A 16,502-nucleotide genomic window follows, 5' to 3' on the forward strand; every position below is an offset into this window, starting at 1 on the left:
CGTCGGAACGGCCCTGAAGTCCCGGAAATGTCCCACATTCTGTCACCACGCGCGCGGCCAGCCAGGCGGGCGATGCGCCCCTGACATAGGTCAACGATGCCCAACCAGAGCGGACGCAGTTCGCCCGGATTGAGCCCGTCAAAGGCACCAGTTTCTGCGGCGCTCTCTGGGCCAGCCGCCACTGCAGGCGCAGCAGCAGGGTCGGCGCTGTCGACAGCCGGCAAACCGCCTGACATATTGGCCGCGACGCAGCCTCCATCAGTTCGAGGGAATGTTCCCAGCCCATGTCCGCCGACCGCCGACCTAACCCCGACATCACGGATGCAGCGGAAAAGGCGGCGAAGGCGCTGGACGGGCTGGAGGCGCGGCCTCGCCGCGCACGGTCGGCTGCCGCGAACCTGGTCATCGCGAATGCAGAGAAGATCAAGGCAGCCCACGACCGCGGCCACAGCTACGTTGCCATCGCCAAGACGATGAGCGATGCCACCGGCATCAGGGTCACCGACAAGAATCTGCGCCGCATCTTGAAGGAGTTGGCCGCGGGCCAGCCCTAAGCGCGCTGAAAGCCGTCCGGCACCCGCTGGACGGCTGGTGACGCCGTGCCACGCGGCACCCGAGGTTCAGGCCGGCGAGGAACCCCCTCGGCCAATCCGCGGACCCGAGGGCGCGCCGTGGTTCGCCGGTCCACGGACCGCGCCCGGGCGTGGGCCCGGGGGCGGTCCCAACAGCGTGGTCTCCTTTTTTTCCGATCGCTTCTCACAATCGTGCAGCGCACCGCGTCTTAGCGTCGAGCCGCCGTCTGATCGGCTCCGCGACCAGACACGGAGCGGACCGAGATGCGCACGAGGCTTGGGTACATTCTGTCCACGTTGGCGATGACCGCCGCGCTGGGGTCGTGCGATGTGGCCCGGCAGGCCGAGGACAGGATCAACGCGGCGGACGCTAGGGCCGGAGCTTTCGCCGCCCAGGCCAGGTCTCCGCAGAACGGACTGACCTCGCCGGTGAAAGTATTTCAATCGGCCCGCCTGGGCGGAACCGCGATCAGGCGGGATCAGAACCGGGAACTCCCCGACTACGTCGAAGGGCATGCCAGCTCGGCCAATGCCATCACCCTCACCAGGGACGAGCCCTTGTCGCTGGCCGATCTAGGGGCGGCGATCGCCCAGGGCAGCGCGATTCCGGTCCGCCTTGCCGACGGGGCCGCCGACCCGAGCGCCGGCTGCCGCGGCAGCACTGCGGCACCACCCTCCAACCTTCCCGTCGGGCAAGCGGCGGCGCCCGGGCCGATAGGCCAAGGCGGGGCGATAGGCCAGGGCGGGGCGATAGGCCAGGGCGGGGCGATGGGGCCCGGCAGCTTGCCGGTCTACCTGCCGGGCTTCGCGGCCGGCGCCGGGATCGCGCTGCCCACCTCCGACACGATGACCGTAAACTACAACGGCTCGCTCTCCGGACTGCTCGACCTGATTTCGGACCGGTTCGACGTCTACTGGTCCTACACCGGCAGTGTGATCGCGATCAGCCGCTGCGTGACAAGGACCTTCAGCATCGCCCAGATGCCAGGCTCCTCGACCGTCAAGGCGCTGCTCTCCGGCGATGCCGGGTCAACGAGCGGCTCCTCGACGGGGTCCGGCACCGGCCAGGCCTCAAGCACCGCCGCCAGCTCGGATGGATCCGGCCAGGGCGGCTCGAGCTCCTCGTCGCAGAGCACAAGCACGACGGCAAGCCTGGATTACTGGAGCGAGCTGAAACCGACGCTGGAGGCGCTTGCCGGGCCGAATTCGACAATCGCCTTGTCCCCCGTCGCCGGCAACGTGACCGTCGTCGCCACCCGGCGGGCGATGTCCCGGATCGAGCAGCACATCGCCGCGGAGAACCGCCGGCTGACGCGACAGATCTCGATATCGGTGGTCACGCTGTCCGTCACTCTTGACGACAAGGATGCCCTCGGCATCAGCCTCGACACGATTTTCGCCGATGCCGGCCTCAAGCTTCGCTTCGCGGGCCCGACGCCGGCCCTGGGCGTGGAAGGCCTGGGAAGCATCGGAATTGCCTTCATCGAGCCTTCGCCCGCGAACGCGTCTTCGGTCGCCAAGAAATTCGCCGGCACCAACGATTATGTGCAGGCTCTCTCGACGTCGACGAACCTCGCTGTCCAGAAAACTGCCTCGGTCATCACCGCAAACGGCGCGGTGGTACCGATCTTCGACGGCCGGCGGCGCGACATCGTCAGCGGTTCTCAGGTCGTGCCGGTCCAGAACGTCGGGGTGATCACGACGCAAAACATCAAGACCCTGACGGAGGGCCAGACCTTGCAGGTCATGGCCAGGACGATCGATCCGATCGGCATCCAGGTCTATTTTGCTCAGTCGACCCGGCAGATCCTGAAAGTTGACAAGGAAGTTTCCCAACAGTCGGTGCAGCAGCTGCCCACGATCGGCGAGCAGAGCGGCGTCTCCTTCGCCATGGTCCCGAGCGGCGCTTCGATCATCGGCCTCGGGCTCGACGAGACCACAGACTCCGTCGACGGGCGCGGCACGGGCTCACCCTGGAACATCCTCCTCGGCGGCTCGATCTCCGGCCAGAAGCAGCGCCGCCGGCTGATCACGATCATCACCCTGCTCGAGATCGACCCTTTCGCCGCGCCTCAGGGCGAAAACCAGGCGGTCGCGGCGCGGCGGGCCGGCTGACCCGATCATGGAGCGCGCAGTCGTTCATCGCTTCGGTGGCCGGCGCTGGGCCTTCGGCCTGACCTGGTACAACGGCGACAGCGAGGTCGAGGCCAAAGGCTCGTTGCGGGACCAGGCAGCGTCGATGGTCGACGCGCTGAAACGGCAGGGGGCAAACGCGGTCTGCCTGCGCCGCGACGGCATAAGCCAATATGCGGTGGCCGACCTTCCGCCGGAAAAGTCCACGCGTCCCGGCCTTTTCCGCAAGTTGCACGCAGGGGCCGCCGCTCTGGCAACGATCCTGCCGCCCGACGCCCTCGGGTGCTGGCCGATGCCCGACGGCGATTTCCTCGGTCTCGCCCTGACCGACGGCATGGTGGTCCCGTCCACCGACATCGTGCTCGACGGTCCCGCCGCAGGCCTCGGCTGGCTGCTCGACGAAATCAGGTCGTTTGGAGCGGGCGTCGGGGATCGCGCCGAAATCTTCGTGCCGATCGAATGGACCCGGCCGACCGACGCCACGGAGAACCTGATCGAGGGCCTGACTGCCGAGAGAATCTCTAACCCGGAGCTGCGCGATGCCTGCCTGCAGCTCGCGAGAGAACGTAGTGCGAGGGGGCTCACCCCCCTCCTCTTTCGTGCCTCGCCTCCGGTCGAGGATCTGCTCGACGGCCTCCAGGGCGTTGCGCCGCTCGAGGCACCAGGTCGGCTCGGCAATCTCGGACCGGCCCTGCGACACCCGGCGATCGCCGCCGGGGTCTTGGTCTCGGTCTGCACCGTCGGCGCCATCATCACGCTGAACGACAGGGTCTTCCGCAGGCCGGCACCCCAGATCGCCGCGCCGGTCCAGGCGGCCATCCGCCTGCAGCCGGGCTGGATGCTGGCGCCCTCGCCTGCCGAGTTCGTGCGAACCTGCAGGGAAGCGCTTGGGCGGCTCGTCGTCGCGCCGCCGGCCGGCTGGGTCGTCGCGGTCTATGGGTGCGAACCCTCGGCCGGCACCGGGGCCGCCTTCGCGCAGTACCAGATGGTCCGGCCGCCGAGCGAAGACGATCTGAAGGCGCTGCGCACGGCGCTTCAACCACGAGCGATCGAATTCGTGGATACGTCGCTCCGGAATGCCAGGGTGACCTCCTCCCTTCCCCCGCTCGGCTCCCGGCCGGAGGAAGAGCCCCTCGACAGGCAGCTCCTGTATGAGCGGCTCCTTCGGTTGCGGAAGCATACGATCGAGGTCGCCATCGGCGACGGCGGCCGCGCGGGGCGCCAGGCGGCACTGCCTGGGGCAGCCGCATCGAGCCCCGGTGAGCATGCGGCAACCACGGTCACGATGACCGGCCCGCTCAGCCTGCGTCACTGGTCCGAGCTGATGCAGATACCCGGCCTCGTGCTCACCTCCGTCAAGGTCGACCTCGCCGGGCCCGGCGAGGTCGGGGGGGCGGAGAGCGGCCTGCAAGTCACCGTTCGCGGAGAAGTCTATGCGCGCTCCTGACAGCCTGATCACCTTGCTCGCCCTGCTCGCGATTGCCGCCTCGGCAATCACCGCGGCAGAGCCTGCCTGGGCGCAGCCGCTGCCCGGCGCCGGCGGCCCGGCCGCAGTTGCCTTGCCCGGCCCGCCGGGCAACACACCGCCGGCGCCGGCGACGAGCGTTGCGCCGCCGGCGCTCGTCCCGCCGTTGCCGGAAGGCCATACCCTGCCCGCGCCCGCGGGCCCGGCGGAGAGACCGTCCGAGGGACGTCCGGGCGATCCGCAGGACTGGGCGAGGTCGGCCGGCACTTCGATCGCCGGGGCACCCGCGAAGGGTGGCCCGGCACCTTCGAGGGCCTACCTGGACGGCCTCGAAAACCTCAACGACGACCTCACGATGATCACCCTGCGCAAGCGCCGCGACAAGGCCGCGGCTGACGGAGGAAACGCCGATACCCGCGGCACGACGCAGCCGACCGGACCCTCGGCTCCGTCGCAAGCGGAACCCAAGCCCGCCGCTGTTGAGATCCCGGCGCTGAGGGTGGTCGGCATCGACCGGTTCCGGGGCCGCGTTCATGTCCTGCTGCGGACCAGCGGCGGCGTGCGCAGCTATGCGCCCGGAGATCCCATCGACGACCGCTGGAGCGTCAGGTCGATCGGCGCCGACGGCACGGTGAAGATCTCGGACCGGATTGCCGGCCCGGATTCCAAGCTGGTGCAGGTGCCCGGCGGCCGCGGGCCGTTCGGCGGGCCGGTCGCGGGCGCGCCCGCGGGCGGTCCCGTGACGATCAGCCCCTCCCCGCCGCCGCCGCAGCAGCCCTCCGCGGCGCGGCCGCCCCGATCGCGCACGGCCGGTTGACGATGGGGGCCCTTTCCGCCTTGCCCGATGCCAACGTCGACGATCGCCCCGACGACGCGGCTGGCCAGTTCGTCTCGGCGGCGCTGCTGACGCGCCCTGGCCATGAGCTGTGGAAGCAACTTTCCTCGCAGATCACGAACGTCGTAGCCCTGTTCGACGACGGCACGCTCTACGTGCTGAAGGGGCATCGGGCGGACATGCATGTGCGCGACTTCGTCCAGCGTGCCAAGGGCCTCGGCTACGAGGTCCGCGTCGTCCTCGAAGTCAACATGGACGAGCTGAACCGACTGCGGTCCGGTTCAAAAGACCTCGCTGGCAACCGGGCGCCGGCGAACGCCGGCGAATACTCGACCGACATCGACCCGGCAGCGGTCGGGATCTCATACATCCGCGCCGCTTTCGCCGCCGGCGCGACCGATATCCATTTCGAAGTCTCGCACGCCGCGAACCGGACGACGATCGACATCAGGGTCAACACCCTGATCCACCCGCGCTTCGGCGAACAAGCCGCCGAGATCGGCGAAAAGATCATCCGGGCGCTCTACAACCTTGGCGACTCCGGCGATGGGTCGTTCAACACGAAATCGTCGAAGTCGACCCGCCTCACGCGCCAGAGCGTGGAGGAACGCTCGACGCGGAAGCTCGAACTGCCCGATGGCATAAAACTATGCCGCTTCACCTCGTTCCCGATACAGGACGGCATCGCCTGTTCGATGCGCATCCATCCGGTCGCTGCAGCCGGGCGATCAATGCTGCAGCTCGGTCTCGCCCAGCCGCAGGTGGACCTGCTCATGGAACTGGGGACCGATGGAGAGGGCGGCCTGACCCTGATCGCCGGCATGACCGGCTCGGGCAAGACCACGCTTCTGAAAAGCTGGCTGGAAGCGGTCTACGCCCACTACGAGGGCACCAAGCGGTTCGTCGGTGTCCAGGATCCGCACGAAGTCGACATCGTCGGCATGCTGTCGCTCGACGCCTCCGCCACCGACGACGCCACCGCCCGCGAAAGCGAGTACGACGCGATCCTGAAGCGGATCGCCCGCGCGGATCCTGACTTCCTGCTGATGGGCGAGATTCGAGACAAGAGTTCCGCCCAGCTCGCGATGAGCCTCGCCAACTTCGGGACGTTCGTCACCTCCACGTTCCACGCGGAATCTGCTGCGGCACTGCCGTTCCGGCTCAACGGCGCGGAATTCGCCCTCGAGGACACGAAAGTCTTCAACCACCACGTCACGCGCGGGCTCGCCCATATGCGGCTGCTCCCGATGGTCTGCCCGGAATGCAGCATCCCCCGAGCCGAGTGGAGCAGCCGGCGGGCGGAGCTTCATGCCGTCGGCTCGTTCCGGATGACCGAGGACCAGCATTTCGACCTCTACGACAAGATCGTCGCGCGCATCGAGACCTACGGTGCACGTGTCTCCGGCGCTGCGCCGGACATGAGCATGGTCCGGGCGCGCGGACTCGGTTGCCGGAACTGCTGCGGCGACCGGATCGACACAAGGCCCCGCCCGTTGCGCGGTATCAAGGGCATGACGATCGCGGCGCACGTCATGCGCACGGACGCTCGATTCATGTCGCTCGTTCGCCGGGGTTTGATCTCGAAGGCTGAATCCTATGCCTATGCGCGCGACGGCGAGGTCAACCGGATGACGTCGCTCGACCGCGCGGTCGCGCAGATGCTCGCCGGTTCGATCGATCCTTCCGCTGTCCATGCCCGCTTCAAGAAGCTGCAGTCCGACCGGATGATCGACGAAGATCCCGCGACTTCCGGTGATGACCTCGAGGCAACCCCATGAAGAGCGAGGCTTCCGGGACCGCCACGTCGCGGGGCCGCCTTCGTCTCGCTGCGGCACGGCCGCCGCCGCCGAGCGGCGGTAGATCCGAAGCCTCCGCGCAGCCGAAGATTTCTCATCGGGTCGAGAAGAAGCCCGTCGACCTCCGCTGGAAGGGAACGCGCCTGCAGCGCCTCGATGCCCGCTATCAGCTTCGGCTGTTCAGAACGAGGGACGAGGAGCGCTGGCAGTTCTTCGATCTGCTGGCCCACCAGCTCGAAACCGGGGAAAAAATGGGCACCGCGCTCGAGAAGATCTGGTCTGACGTCACCGACAACGGGTCAAGCTTGTCCGAGCCAATCGCCGTGGTTGTGGGGTGCTGGTATCGACCGCTGGCAAATGCCACCAAGAAGCTTCATGAGCTCGGCGTCGGGCTGATACCGCCCCAGGAACTCACCCTTATCGCCGCCGGCGAAGACACACCGGCGTTTCCCACCATGCTCCGGCGTGCCGGCGAGATCGCCGACAACAGGCAAGAGGTGCGGGAAGCCATCCTCGAATCGCTTTCGTTCCCTGGCTACCTGCTGGTGCTCGTCATCAGCGTCGTCGTGTTCATGACAACTTTTTTCATCCCCGAGGTCGTTGCGCAGACCGGCGCGTCGACCGTCCAGCGGTTCACCGGCCTTGCCAAGGCGACCATCCAGTTCTCCGAAGTCGTGCGGTTCAGCCTGGTGCCGGCCGGCATCGCGGCGATCGCCGCGGCGCTGTGGGTCAGGTGGGCACTGCCGAACTGGGACAGCCCGCGTCGTGCCCGAACCGCGGAGCGGTACTGGCCGTTCAACGTCTACAAGATCATCGAGGCATCGAGCTTCGCCTACGCACTTTCCCTGCTGATCGACAAGACGGGCAATGAACAGGAGGCTCTCGGTCACATCGCGAAGCGCTCCACGACCTACGTGAGAAAGCGCATCGAGCGCATCATGCAACAGACCGGAAAGTCGCTGGGTTCGGCAATGAACGCGACCGGCGATCAATTTCCGGATCCGCAGCTCATCAAGTCGATCACCTCCTACCAGCAGTCCAGCAATCTCGGCGAGCAACTCGAACGCCTGCTGCCCAGGTGGAAAAAACAGCAGATCAGGCGCATAAAAACGGCCGCGAAATCACTCGGACGCACACTCAGTTTCATTGCGCTGTCCGTGATCATTTTCCTGTTCGTCGGGCTGAACGCGATCATCGAGCAGGCCTCCGGCCTCGGGAGATGATGACCGAGGCTGCGCGCGGCCGGCGAAACGTGCCCGCCGAATTGATCCTCGGCGCTACCGGTGGCAGCACCGTCCGGTCTTGGTGGTCACCACCTTCTCATCGATTTCGCGTTCACCGTTTACGTCACCTCGCTCAGCCACAGCACATGAAAAGCAATAGAAGGATTCCCATCATGAACGACAGCACCGTCCGCCCGAACATCGCGATGGTGAGCGCCAGCGAAACCGGCTTGGCACGGCCAGCGCGCGGCAGGCCGAGGCACCTGCGCCATGACGCTGGCTCGCCGCTGCTCGAGATGATCACCTCCAACGGCATGCGCGCATTCGGCGTGATCACCGTGCTCGGCCTCATCGGGGTCGCCTGGGCGACCTTGCGCGGGTCGGACTTCATCACCGACCTCGTGACGCTGGGCAGCGTGGTGCGGACGGCGAATCCCAGCGGCTACGGCACCGGCGCCCTGAGCTCGGCTCCCTATCTGGCCTCCGAGCGCATTCCGTCGAAACTGAAGAACGGGACCACCAACCTGCAGAACATGTGGGGCGGCGCGACGACTCTGACCGGAAACGGGCAGACCGTGTTCATCGATACGGTGGGGGTGCCGAAGTCCGACTGCATCGGGGAGCTGCCCAAGGTTCCCAACGACGTGGTGTCGGTCCGTGTCGCATCGACGGCCGAGGGTCTGCCGGCGGCGACGGCGCTTGCGATGAACCCCGGGATCACCGCCGACGTCGCATACGCGGCCTGCGCGAATGCATCGAACGCGATCCGCTTCGAGTTTCGGTGAACGAAAGTGTCCGCAAGTCTGTCGTCCCTTCATTTCACCGACCTCTATTTTCCGGTGGACGGATCCGAGGCCAGGATGAAGGGCTTGTCGGCCACGCCCCGCTACCAGGCCGTCCCGCCAGAGTATGCGGCCCATGCGCGGGACCTCCTGGCGGCCGTCCAGCGCCAGTACGGCCGCCAAGGCGCGGAGCACGAGGCCACATCGCGCTCCTTCGGCGCCGACCAGCGGTTCTTCGCCGTGGAGTTCGAGAGGGTTCGGTACCGCGTCACCCTGGTTGGCGGCCGGGATGGCGACGCCGGGGCCACGTGGGCGATCCGCAAGCCGCTGTGGCCCTTGCCCGCACTGTCGGAGCTTGGGATCCCATCCGGCCTGGTCGCCCGGGTTCTCGACTTCGCCGGGGGCAACCGCGGCGGGCTGCTGTTGGTCGTCGGGCCCTTCGGATCGGGCAAGACCACGATGTCCAGCCTTCTCGCCCGCGAAGTCGCGATCGTTCTTGGCCAGTTCGTGCTGGGCTGGTCGGATCCGCCCGAGCTGGCGATCGACGGCGACTATCCCGGAGGCGGTTGGGTCCGCCAGTACGACCGGCGCGACGAAGAACTCGCCGACGCGATCTACGAGGCGCGCCGCAGCAGCGCCGACGTGTTCTACATCGGCGAGATCCGGTCGCCGTCCGGCGCCGCCGCGGCCGTCCAGGCCGCGCTCAATGGTCGACCGGTCTTGACCACGCTGCACGGCGGCGACCTGGTCGCGGGCATTACCGCGCTCGAAACATACGCTTCGCGATCCGGGGGCGAGCAGACTCGTACTCTTGTCGCGGAGGCGCTTGCCGGCGCCGTTCGCACCGACCTGCAGTACCTGCCGGACGGCGGCCGGGCGCTCAAGGTCTCCGATGCCTTCTTCTGCGAGGAGGCGTCCGGCTGCGCCTTCCGAGAAGCGGTCAGGCGCGGGATGCTCGAGGCGCTGCCGCGGCTTGCCCAGCACGGGCATGCCGACCTCGGGCTGGGCCCGAGGCCGCGGAGCGGCCGATGAAAGGACTTGTCGGCCTGGTGGCCCTGTTCGGCCTCGCGGCCGCCGGCGTCGCGCTGCCGCCCGCCCACGAGCAGATCGAAGTCAGCGCCGACGCCTACGGGCCGGACATGTGGTTCTTCCACCGACGCGCACAGGCCTATTCCGCCGGCGCCCCAGGCGCACGCGGCATCATCCCCGCGTCAACAATCGTCGCCGGCGCGCCGGCCGACTATGTGCCGCGTGTCGCGTGGTCGACGCGGATCGACAGCAATGCCGATGGGTCCCGACGCGTCACCACCTATCCCACCGATCCCTTGCCATTTCCCGCGGTCGCGCTGGCCCGGACCCTGTCTTCAAACTCGCGCGGTTATGCCGGCGCCGGCGTGGCTCGGGGCGGCGTGGTCCAAACCCCGAGGGGAACATCGACGATGGTGGTACCGGCGTCGATACCGGACGGCACAGCCGTCATCGTGACCATCCTGGAATAGCCGAGGAGCCTGTCCATGAAGACCTTGAACCAGCCGTTCTGGCCGCGTCTCGCGCACCGGCTCCGCGACGATCGTGGGTCTGCGCTTCTCGACACGATCGTGGCGCTTGGCCTCAGCGCCTTCGTGCTTACCAAGATCTCCGGCTACATCACGATCACCGACATCATCCCCTCGATCACGACGGCACGCGCCGAGCGGGTCGCAAGCTTTACCGCGGCGTCGGAACGCTATGTTGCGACCTATCGCGATGCCATCGACGCCGCCATCGTCGGTGCCGGCGGTGTGTCCCAGGTCGTCACGCCGACGATGATGCAGGCGGCGGGCAGCCTTCCTGCCGGATATAACGACGGGGGCCTTGCGCCGGTCCTGGTGATCCGGCGGGACGCGGTCCTCGGCCAGCTCGACCCGTTCGTCGCGGTGACCGGCCGCCAGTTCGACGACGTCGAGGTTGCGTCGATCGCCAAGGAATTGCGGAAGCGGAATGTCGACGGCGGCGGTATCACGACGGGCTCGCCAACCCGGATCGCCTTTTCATCGTGGCAGAAGAACGTAGCGAATTACGCCGATAGTGGGCTCGCCCTGCCCGTCGGGACAGTGGCGGCATCCCTTCGCCTGCAGGATGGCACGACTTCCAACGCGTTGTCTCGGACCCGCGTCGACAGCCAGCCGGAGCTCAACCGGATGGAAACCGCCCTGGACATGGGCAATCACGACATTACCGGGGCGCGCGCCGTCGTTGCCACTGCCGGCATCACCGCGGGCGGAAACATCGAGACGTCGGGGTACCTGCGATCGACCAGGGTCGTCACTGCCGGAGATAGCTGTTCAGCCACTGAAGACGTCGGCGGCCTAGTTCGAGACAGTAGCGGTAAACCGCTTTATTGCGACTCATTAAGTTCGCAATATCAGCAGGTCGCGGGAGGGGGCGGAACGTTCCCCCATACATGCCATGACGCGTTCCCGTCAGGATTTCTGCAATTTGTAGCCGGCTACTCTGACCCGGCTGTTGCCACCGCTGGCCCCGACGGGTTCTATAGCTCCTGGGGGTTCACGACTTGCACCCCACCAGCTTGCCCCACCGGAGCAGCACAGCGAGCGCCGAAGACCTGCCAGGGTGTGGCAATGATGGGGACGCCAGGAAACTACTATCCAACCTATTCGTCATACCAGTGCACGATATGGTGTGGATAAAGGGTAATCTATCTTGAACACCATCTTTCGCAGGTAATGGTATACATCCAACAACCACTTGGAGGGCAGGTGTCAAAACGGTTGCTGTAGCTGCAACTGCTTGCTTTAAGCTCCGCTTCGCTCGGTTGGCAGGCGATAGGGACGCAGGCGTTACCTAGCACATAGGCCATGCCGCCGGCCTCCACAGTACAGGTCGTCCGGTAGCTGCCCCCTCCTGCGGCTACAGTCTGGAATCTGGAAGTAGCTAAGTCACAATAAAGCGGTTTATTCAATTCCCAAGAGTTCTCAGTTCCACTTGCACCACCGCTCGGCTTGGTACATCCAGCCGCCCGCTTCTGCTACATAGGCCGTCAACATCAATATGCCTCCACCATTCCCATAGTTAGGGTGGATTTCAGTCGACCCTGTCGGGCAGGGGCCTGGGCAAATGCCGCCGGGGCACATACTGCCGAAGTTCTGCTGGTGGAACGAAACCCATATGCGGAAACTGCCTCCGCCCCCTCCGCCCGCTGCAATGAATGTCGATGTTCCACCGTCGCAATAAAGCGGTTTACCGTCGCTCACCGGTAGACGCGAGCGAGCAGTTTCCCTATGAGTTTGACCCTGGGGTAGGCGTGATTCGAGCGGTTCGTTGAGCGACGGCGAGGCGGAAAACGACCAGGCGGATGGCAACCGCGAGGAGGAGCTGCACCGGCTGCTGATGGTCGCGGCTGCCGGCGACAAGGAGATCGCCGAGCGGCTGAAGGCGTATTTGGTGGCCGCCCGCGGCGTTTCGGCCGAGAACACGGTCGTCGCTTGGATTTCCGGCCTGCGGCGCTGGCTCACCTTTGCCGCGGCCCACCAGGCCCCTGCCCTCCCGGGCAAATGGGAAACCGTGGTCGCCTACATCGACCACCTGGCCGAGAACTGCAAATACGCGACGATCGAGATCAGGGTCTGGGCGATCGCCAGGCTGCACCTGGCGGCGCGGCTCCCATCCCCAACGGCGATCGTCGACGTCAGCCTGGCGATGCGCCGCGTGGCCCGCCAGATCGGCACGGCGCAGAAGCATGCGCGAGGGGCCTGGCTACACCATATCTTTGCGATGCATGCCAAGACGGATCAGTCGTTGCGTGGCCTGCGGGACAAGGCGATGACGCTTCTCGCCTACGATCTATCCGCGCGGGAGAGCGAGCTGATGTCGCTCGATGTCGAGGATATCGTCCGGACGACGAACGGCAACGGCATCGCGACCATCCGGCGCAGCAAGACCGACCAGACCGGGCGCGGCGCCAAGGCCTACGTCGCCCTCGACACGATGGATGCCATCGATGCCTGGTGCGATGCCGCCGAGATCACGACCGGCGCGATCTTCCGCTCGGTGAATCGATGGGGCACCGTCGGCCGGCGCCTGAGCCCGCGGGCCCTCGAATACACGGCAAAGCGCCTGGCTCGCCTGGCACGCCTCGCTGAGGGCTATTCGGGCCATAGCTTCAGGGCGGGCGCCGCCCAGGAGATGATCTACTCGGGCCTGACCATCCCTCCGATCATGATCGCGCAACGTCGCGTCGACGAGCGCTCGCTTATCCCCTACCTCGTCGACGGCGAGGTCGAGGAATCGGCGATGGCGCAAATGGCGGCCCTGCAGGGCCGGGCCGGAGGCAGGGGAAAACGCCGGCGGCCGCGCTGACCGCCGCTACCTGCCGAGGGCGCCGCGCTCGTCCTCGGTCGGCGCCTGTCCCGCATCGTCGGATGTTGCGGGCATGCCCACCACCAGTGGATCGGCGACGAACCTGACCCCCCAGCTGACGAGATAGTCCTCGACCGCCGTCAACGAGGACCGCCTGGGATCGCCCGAACCGTTCTCGATGTCCCGCAGGGTCTGGACAGAGACGCCGGCGGCCGCGGCCAGGTCCTGCTGGCTGATGGCCAGCAGCACGCGCGCCGCCCGCACTTGCTGTCCTTTCACGATGCGTCGCCCACGTTCATGGAATCGGTATAAGCAACCGACCCGACCGCTTGCAACGGCTAGCAATCTTGGAAAAATCAAGGGTTTAGCGTAAATGAACCCGATAAGGCGCATAATGGGTTCTAAGGCTGCTATGATACTGATCATGGCCGCGATGGTTCACCCGGAAGTCGAAGCCGTGATCCGTGCACCCTCTCCCGAGGCCGGGCTGGAAGCTGCTGAACGGGCCTGGAGAGCCCTGCCTCCCGAGCGCCAGGCGGAACTCGGCGCCGCGGCGGTCGCGCAGGGCCTGGCGCAACTGGCGCTCGCCGACGGCTACCGGCCGGAAAAGCCCCTGCAGCAGTTGCACGCCGCGGCAACGATCACGATCGAGGACGTTTTGCGCCGGCATAGCCTTCCTGCCCCGTCGACTGCCCGTCAGGCAAGGGATAGGGCCCACCGGAAGCACTGAGCGGGAGAAACGCGGCAGCGCCTTCAGAGGTGGACAAAGTCTCAGTTGCACCATGGGGCTGGGCCCAGCGCCGGCCCGGGGTCGGCCATCAAGGGTCAGGCCGGGATGGCATGGAGCCGGCTTCGGCAAGCGGGGCGCAGCGGGGCGCAGCGGGGCTGCGATGGCGTGGCCAAGGGGTGTTGTATAGGTCCAATAGTAACGTCCCGGCCGCCTTCTTGTTACCGACATACCGGCCGTCGAGGGACGAGCCGCGCTGTTTGAAGAAGACCTTGTCCTCGCCATAGGCGTCGATCGCGTCGAGCACCGACCGAAGGCGTAAGCCGGATCCCTGGTGCCGCTGGCCCCGCCGATCACGATTCCGGAGAGACCGTCGAACCGGACGCCGGCGAGCCGGCCGACGAACGGCTCGGCGGATATCCCTGCGCGACCGGTATGGCCCCAATAGTCCGCGTGCTTGTGCCAGCGGAATCAGTGGAGCGCATGAACTACGGTCACGCCGGGCCAGACGTTCGCCGGCGGCCTGGAGCGCCAGCTCGCCGGCAGGAGCCGCATGGCGACCGTCGAGGCCGCCAGCCGGTTCAGGCGAGCCATCCTCGCCGCGAAGCCTTTCATGAACCGGCGCGGCGCGCCCGAGCCCCAGGTCATGCCCAGCCGCTGTTCGGCGAACGAGGCGGCATAGCAGATGTCGCAACCGGAAAGGGCGCCGGCGACCGCCGCGATCCTGGTGCAGCCGATCCACTGGTTTCCAGAGAAGTCCGTCCACTCCACGTCGGTCATCATCCGCGCGATCGACCGGGGAATGATGTCGCTCCAGCGCTCTCCCGGCAGGCGAGCGGTTGCGGCGGAGGACATCATCGGCCGGGAGCCCCGCCGCCGGCCTCGAGCGGGCTGGCCAGGGCCGCCCTGATCTCCCAGTTGCCGACGTAGGCCGCGGCGAGCTTCCGGTCCCCATGCACGAGAAGGACGTTCTCTGCGTTGCGGTGCTGGGCGCTCGGCGTGAAGTTGGCACTGCCGGTAAGGACCGCCGCCCGGTCGACGACGATGATCTTGTTGTGGGCGATGGCGACCTGGTCGTCGCTCAGCACCGTTACCCCGGCCCTGGCCAGGATCCCGGCGACGCTGAAGGGATCATGCCGGTTCGAGCCGTCGAGGATCACCCGGACCGTGATGCCACGGCGACGGACGGCGGCGAGCGCGCCGGCGATGCGCTTCGAGGTGAAGCTGTAAGCCTGGATCAGGATCTCGAACTCGGCGCGGAGGATCAGGTTCGCGATCAAGTCCTCGCAATCCTCCCGAGGGGTGAAACAGACCTCGTAGGCCGCATTGCGGGAAAACCGACCTGCTTCGGCGCCTGCAGGCCGCGGCAGCGCCACCAGGGCTGCCGCTAGTACCTGCACAGGCTCGGCCGCCGGCTGTTCATCTGGCCATCTCCGCGGGGAGCCGGATTTCCCAGGCGGCGAGCACCGGTGCGCTCCGGCGAGTGCCCCTGGCATCCCTGTTCACGCCCTTCACGACGGCCAGCCAATGGCCCTTCACGCTGACGAGGTAGCGACGATCAACCCGGGCAGCGGTGAGGAAGGCGCCCAGCGTGACCTTGTCGCGGCCGGCGAGGCCGAGATCGCGCAAGGCGCTGTCCGTGACGGCGACCCCCATGGAGACGGCGGCGGCGATCCCTGCCTCGCCGTCCATGCCCGCCCCCTCGCGCCAGCCGAAACGGCTGCAGGTTGCCAGCACGACCTCCATCGGAAGCTCGGCCGCCTGGGCGATCGAATAGGGGACGCAACTGCCGGGAACGTCGCGCCCGTCGTCGGGGATCATCGGCCGGTCCCCGTTGTGGGGCTCCTCATGCCGATTCCATTCGTGGTCGCACCTGGTGCAGCGCCGGAACCAGATTGCCGAGTTGCGTCCGTGATGCACCGGCCCCATCGTCTCCTCCCCCCTGCCCTCCCCGCAGACGGGGCACGCGGGCCAATGGCGGGGCTCGTAGGTCGGGTTGTCGCCGATTTCGATGCTGCGGTCGTGACAGCCGAGCGGCGAAAGCACGCCCTGGGTCAGGAGCCAGTCGACGAAGTCGCCTTCCGACAGCGGGCAAAAGTCCTCGCCCGCGGCCTCGGCCACCCTGTGCCGGTGGTCGATGAACCTTTCGATCTGCGGGCCGAGGTCGAGGTCGCGCGGCCCGACGAAGGGACCGGCCGTGATTTGCTCGTATGTCCCCCAACGAAACGAGCAGATGACCCGATCGTCGCCGGCACTTTCGCCCTCGGCGATCGCCGAGCGCAACACGTTGACCGCGTCGACGGCATCGGAATCGGCAATGCGGGCCAGGCGGTGCAATACGTCTTCGACCGCCTCGCGTAGCCGCGCCCGATCGGCGAGGGCAATGGCCAACCTAGCTTCGAGTTCAGCCTCGCGATCCGAGGGTTGCGGCTGTTCTTCCCTCATGACGGCCCCCAACGACAAAGTCTCAGTTCGCTCAGTTCGGCTTGGGTTAATATACGAAAAGTATATGTTCGGATACCTTTTGGCCATAGATCCATCTGACTGTCGGGAAATAATCCCGGGTGGCAGCGACGTTGGCGCGACGTCCGGCGTCATCCCTGGGCATTT

The 16,502-nt window shown here is 66.8% G+C and carries 17 protein-coding genes; 12 read left to right on the forward strand and 5 right to left on the reverse strand.

Annotated elements, in window-relative coordinates:
* Positions 1-286: hypothetical protein (locus tag KAY22_RS04425; protein ID WP_296620464.1), on the reverse strand; the 286-nt coding region annotated here is incomplete at its 3' end.
* On the opposite strand from KAY22_RS04425, the gene KAY22_RS04430 reads away from it, so the two are divergent.
* From KAY22_RS04430 to KAY22_RS04480, 11 genes are all read left to right on the forward strand, one after another.
* Positions 285-554, forward strand: a complete 270-nt coding sequence (locus KAY22_RS04430) for a hypothetical protein (RefSeq protein WP_296620467.1) — start codon at positions 285-287, stop codon at positions 552-554. The two genes, KAY22_RS04425 and KAY22_RS04430, sit on opposite strands and share 2 nt — an antisense overlap.
* A gap of 282 nt (positions 555-836) precedes the next feature.
* Positions 837-2,687 carry a secretin N-terminal domain-containing protein gene (locus KAY22_RS04435; RefSeq protein WP_296620468.1) on the forward strand — a complete coding sequence of 617 codons (1,851 nt, stop codon included), beginning with the start codon at positions 837-839 and terminating at the stop codon, positions 2,685-2,687.
* 7 nt (positions 2,688-2,694) lie between these two features.
* A complete protein-coding gene (locus KAY22_RS04440; protein ID WP_296620470.1) occupies positions 2,695-4,152 on the forward strand; it encodes a hypothetical protein in 1,458 nt (485 codons plus the stop codon).
* A complete protein-coding gene (locus KAY22_RS04445) occupies positions 4,139-4,987 on the forward strand; it encodes a hypothetical protein (RefSeq protein WP_296620472.1) in 849 nt (282 codons plus the stop codon). The genes KAY22_RS04440 and KAY22_RS04445 overlap by 14 nt, the downstream gene beginning before the upstream one ends.
* Positions 4,988-4,989: 2 nt before the next feature.
* Positions 4,990-6,783: an ATPase, T2SS/T4P/T4SS family gene (locus KAY22_RS04450; protein WP_296620474.1), complete on the forward strand. Its 1,794-nt coding sequence runs from the start codon at positions 4,990-4,992 to the stop codon at positions 6,781-6,783.
* Positions 6,780-8,024: a type II secretion system F family protein gene (locus KAY22_RS04455; protein ID WP_296620475.1), complete on the forward strand. Its 1,245-nt coding sequence runs from the start codon at positions 6,780-6,782 to the stop codon at positions 8,022-8,024. Before KAY22_RS04450 ends, KAY22_RS04455 begins: the two co-directional genes overlap by 4 nt.
* A gap of 173 nt (positions 8,025-8,197) precedes the next feature.
* Positions 8,198-8,809: a type 4 pilus major pilin gene (locus tag KAY22_RS04460; RefSeq protein WP_296620478.1), complete on the forward strand. Its 612-nt coding sequence runs from the start codon at positions 8,198-8,200 to the stop codon at positions 8,807-8,809.
* Between the two features lie 6 nt (positions 8,810-8,815).
* Positions 8,816-9,838, forward strand: a complete 1,023-nt coding sequence (locus KAY22_RS04465) for an ATPase, T2SS/T4P/T4SS family (protein ID WP_296620480.1) — start codon at positions 8,816-8,818, stop codon at positions 9,836-9,838.
* Positions 9,835-10,305: a hypothetical protein gene (locus tag KAY22_RS04470; RefSeq protein WP_296620482.1), complete on the forward strand. Its 471-nt coding sequence runs from the start codon at positions 9,835-9,837 to the stop codon at positions 10,303-10,305. Before KAY22_RS04465 ends, KAY22_RS04470 begins: the two co-directional genes overlap by 4 nt.
* 15 nt (positions 10,306-10,320) lie before the next feature.
* Positions 10,321-11,496: a shufflon system plasmid conjugative transfer pilus tip adhesin PilV gene (gene pilV, locus KAY22_RS04475; RefSeq protein ID WP_296620483.1), complete on the forward strand. Its 1,176-nt coding sequence runs from the start codon at positions 10,321-10,323 to the stop codon at positions 11,494-11,496.
* 631 nt (positions 11,497-12,127) lie between these two features.
* A complete protein-coding gene (locus KAY22_RS04480) occupies positions 12,128-13,165 on the forward strand; it encodes a tyrosine-type recombinase/integrase (protein ID WP_296620485.1) in 1,038 nt (345 codons plus the stop codon).
* Between the two features lie 6 nt (positions 13,166-13,171).
* Here KAY22_RS04480 and KAY22_RS04485 read toward each other — a convergent pair whose 3' ends face one another.
* A complete protein-coding gene (locus tag KAY22_RS04485) occupies positions 13,172-13,444 on the reverse strand; it encodes a helix-turn-helix transcriptional regulator (RefSeq protein ID WP_296620487.1) in 273 nt (90 codons plus the stop codon).
* Positions 13,445-13,577: 133 nt separating this feature from the next.
* On the opposite strand from KAY22_RS04485, the gene KAY22_RS04490 reads away from it, so the two are divergent.
* Entirely contained in the window at positions 13,578-13,895 is a 318-nt protein-coding gene (locus tag KAY22_RS04490; RefSeq protein WP_296620489.1) for a hypothetical protein, read from the forward strand.
* Between the two features lie 468 nt (positions 13,896-14,363).
* On the opposite strand, the gene KAY22_RS04495 is transcribed toward KAY22_RS04490, so the two are convergent.
* The 3 genes from KAY22_RS04495 to KAY22_RS04505 form a co-directional block, all read right to left on the reverse strand.
* Positions 14,364-14,750: a hypothetical protein gene (locus KAY22_RS04495; RefSeq protein ID WP_296620492.1), complete on the reverse strand. Its 387-nt coding sequence runs from the start codon at positions 14,748-14,750 to the stop codon at positions 14,364-14,366.
* Positions 14,747-15,172 (reverse strand): phospholipase D-like domain-containing protein, encoded by a 426-nt coding sequence (locus KAY22_RS04500; protein WP_296620494.1) that lies wholly within the window; start codon positions 15,170-15,172, stop codon positions 14,747-14,749. Before KAY22_RS04500 ends, KAY22_RS04495 begins: the two co-directional genes overlap by 4 nt.
* A 139-nt stretch (positions 15,173-15,311) precedes the next feature.
* Positions 15,312-16,337: a hypothetical protein gene (locus KAY22_RS04505; RefSeq protein WP_296620497.1), complete on the reverse strand. Its 1,026-nt coding sequence runs from the start codon at positions 16,335-16,337 to the stop codon at positions 15,312-15,314.
* Positions 16,338-16,502 lie beyond the last annotated feature (165 nt).

Origin of the sequence: Rhizorhabdus sp., assembly GCF_018006725.1 — a bacterium.
In the GTDB taxonomy this organism is placed as follows: Bacteria; Pseudomonadota; Alphaproteobacteria; order Sphingomonadales; family Sphingomonadaceae; genus Rhizorhabdus.

Bases quoted from the DNA above. Each gene is read 5' to 3' on its own strand.
- KAY22_RS04430 (WP_296620467.1), top strand. From the start codon at position 285: ATGTCCGCCGACCGCCGACCTAACCCCGACATCACGGATGCAGCGGAA.
- KAY22_RS04435 (WP_296620468.1), top strand. From the start codon at position 837: ATGCGCACGAGGCTTGGGTACATTCTGTCCACGTTGGCGATGACCGCC.
- KAY22_RS04440 (WP_296620470.1), top strand. From the start codon at position 2,695: ATGGAGCGCGCAGTCGTTCATCGCTTCGGTGGCCGGCGCTGGGCCTTC.
- KAY22_RS04445 (WP_296620472.1), top strand. From the start codon at position 4,139: ATGCGCGCTCCTGACAGCCTGATCACCTTGCTCGCCCTGCTCGCGATT.
- KAY22_RS04450 (WP_296620474.1), top strand. From the start codon at position 4,990: ATGGGGGCCCTTTCCGCCTTGCCCGATGCCAACGTCGACGATCGCCCC.
- KAY22_RS04455 (WP_296620475.1), top strand. From the start codon at position 6,780: ATGAAGAGCGAGGCTTCCGGGACCGCCACGTCGCGGGGCCGCCTTCGT.
- KAY22_RS04460 (WP_296620478.1), top strand. From the start codon at position 8,198: ATGAACGACAGCACCGTCCGCCCGAACATCGCGATGGTGAGCGCCAGC.
- KAY22_RS04470 (WP_296620482.1), top strand. From the start codon at position 9,835: ATGAAAGGACTTGTCGGCCTGGTGGCCCTGTTCGGCCTCGCGGCCGCC.
- pilV (WP_296620483.1), top strand. From the start codon at position 10,321: ATGAAGACCTTGAACCAGCCGTTCTGGCCGCGTCTCGCGCACCGGCTC.
- KAY22_RS04490 (WP_296620489.1), top strand. From the start codon at position 13,578: ATGATACTGATCATGGCCGCGATGGTTCACCCGGAAGTCGAAGCCGTG.
- KAY22_RS04495 (WP_296620492.1), bottom strand. From the start codon at position 14,750: ATGATGTCCTCCGCCGCAACCGCTCGCCTGCCGGGAGAGCGCTGGAGC.
- KAY22_RS04505 (WP_296620497.1), bottom strand. From the start codon at position 16,337: ATGAGGGAAGAACAGCCGCAACCCTCGGATCGCGAGGCTGAACTCGAA.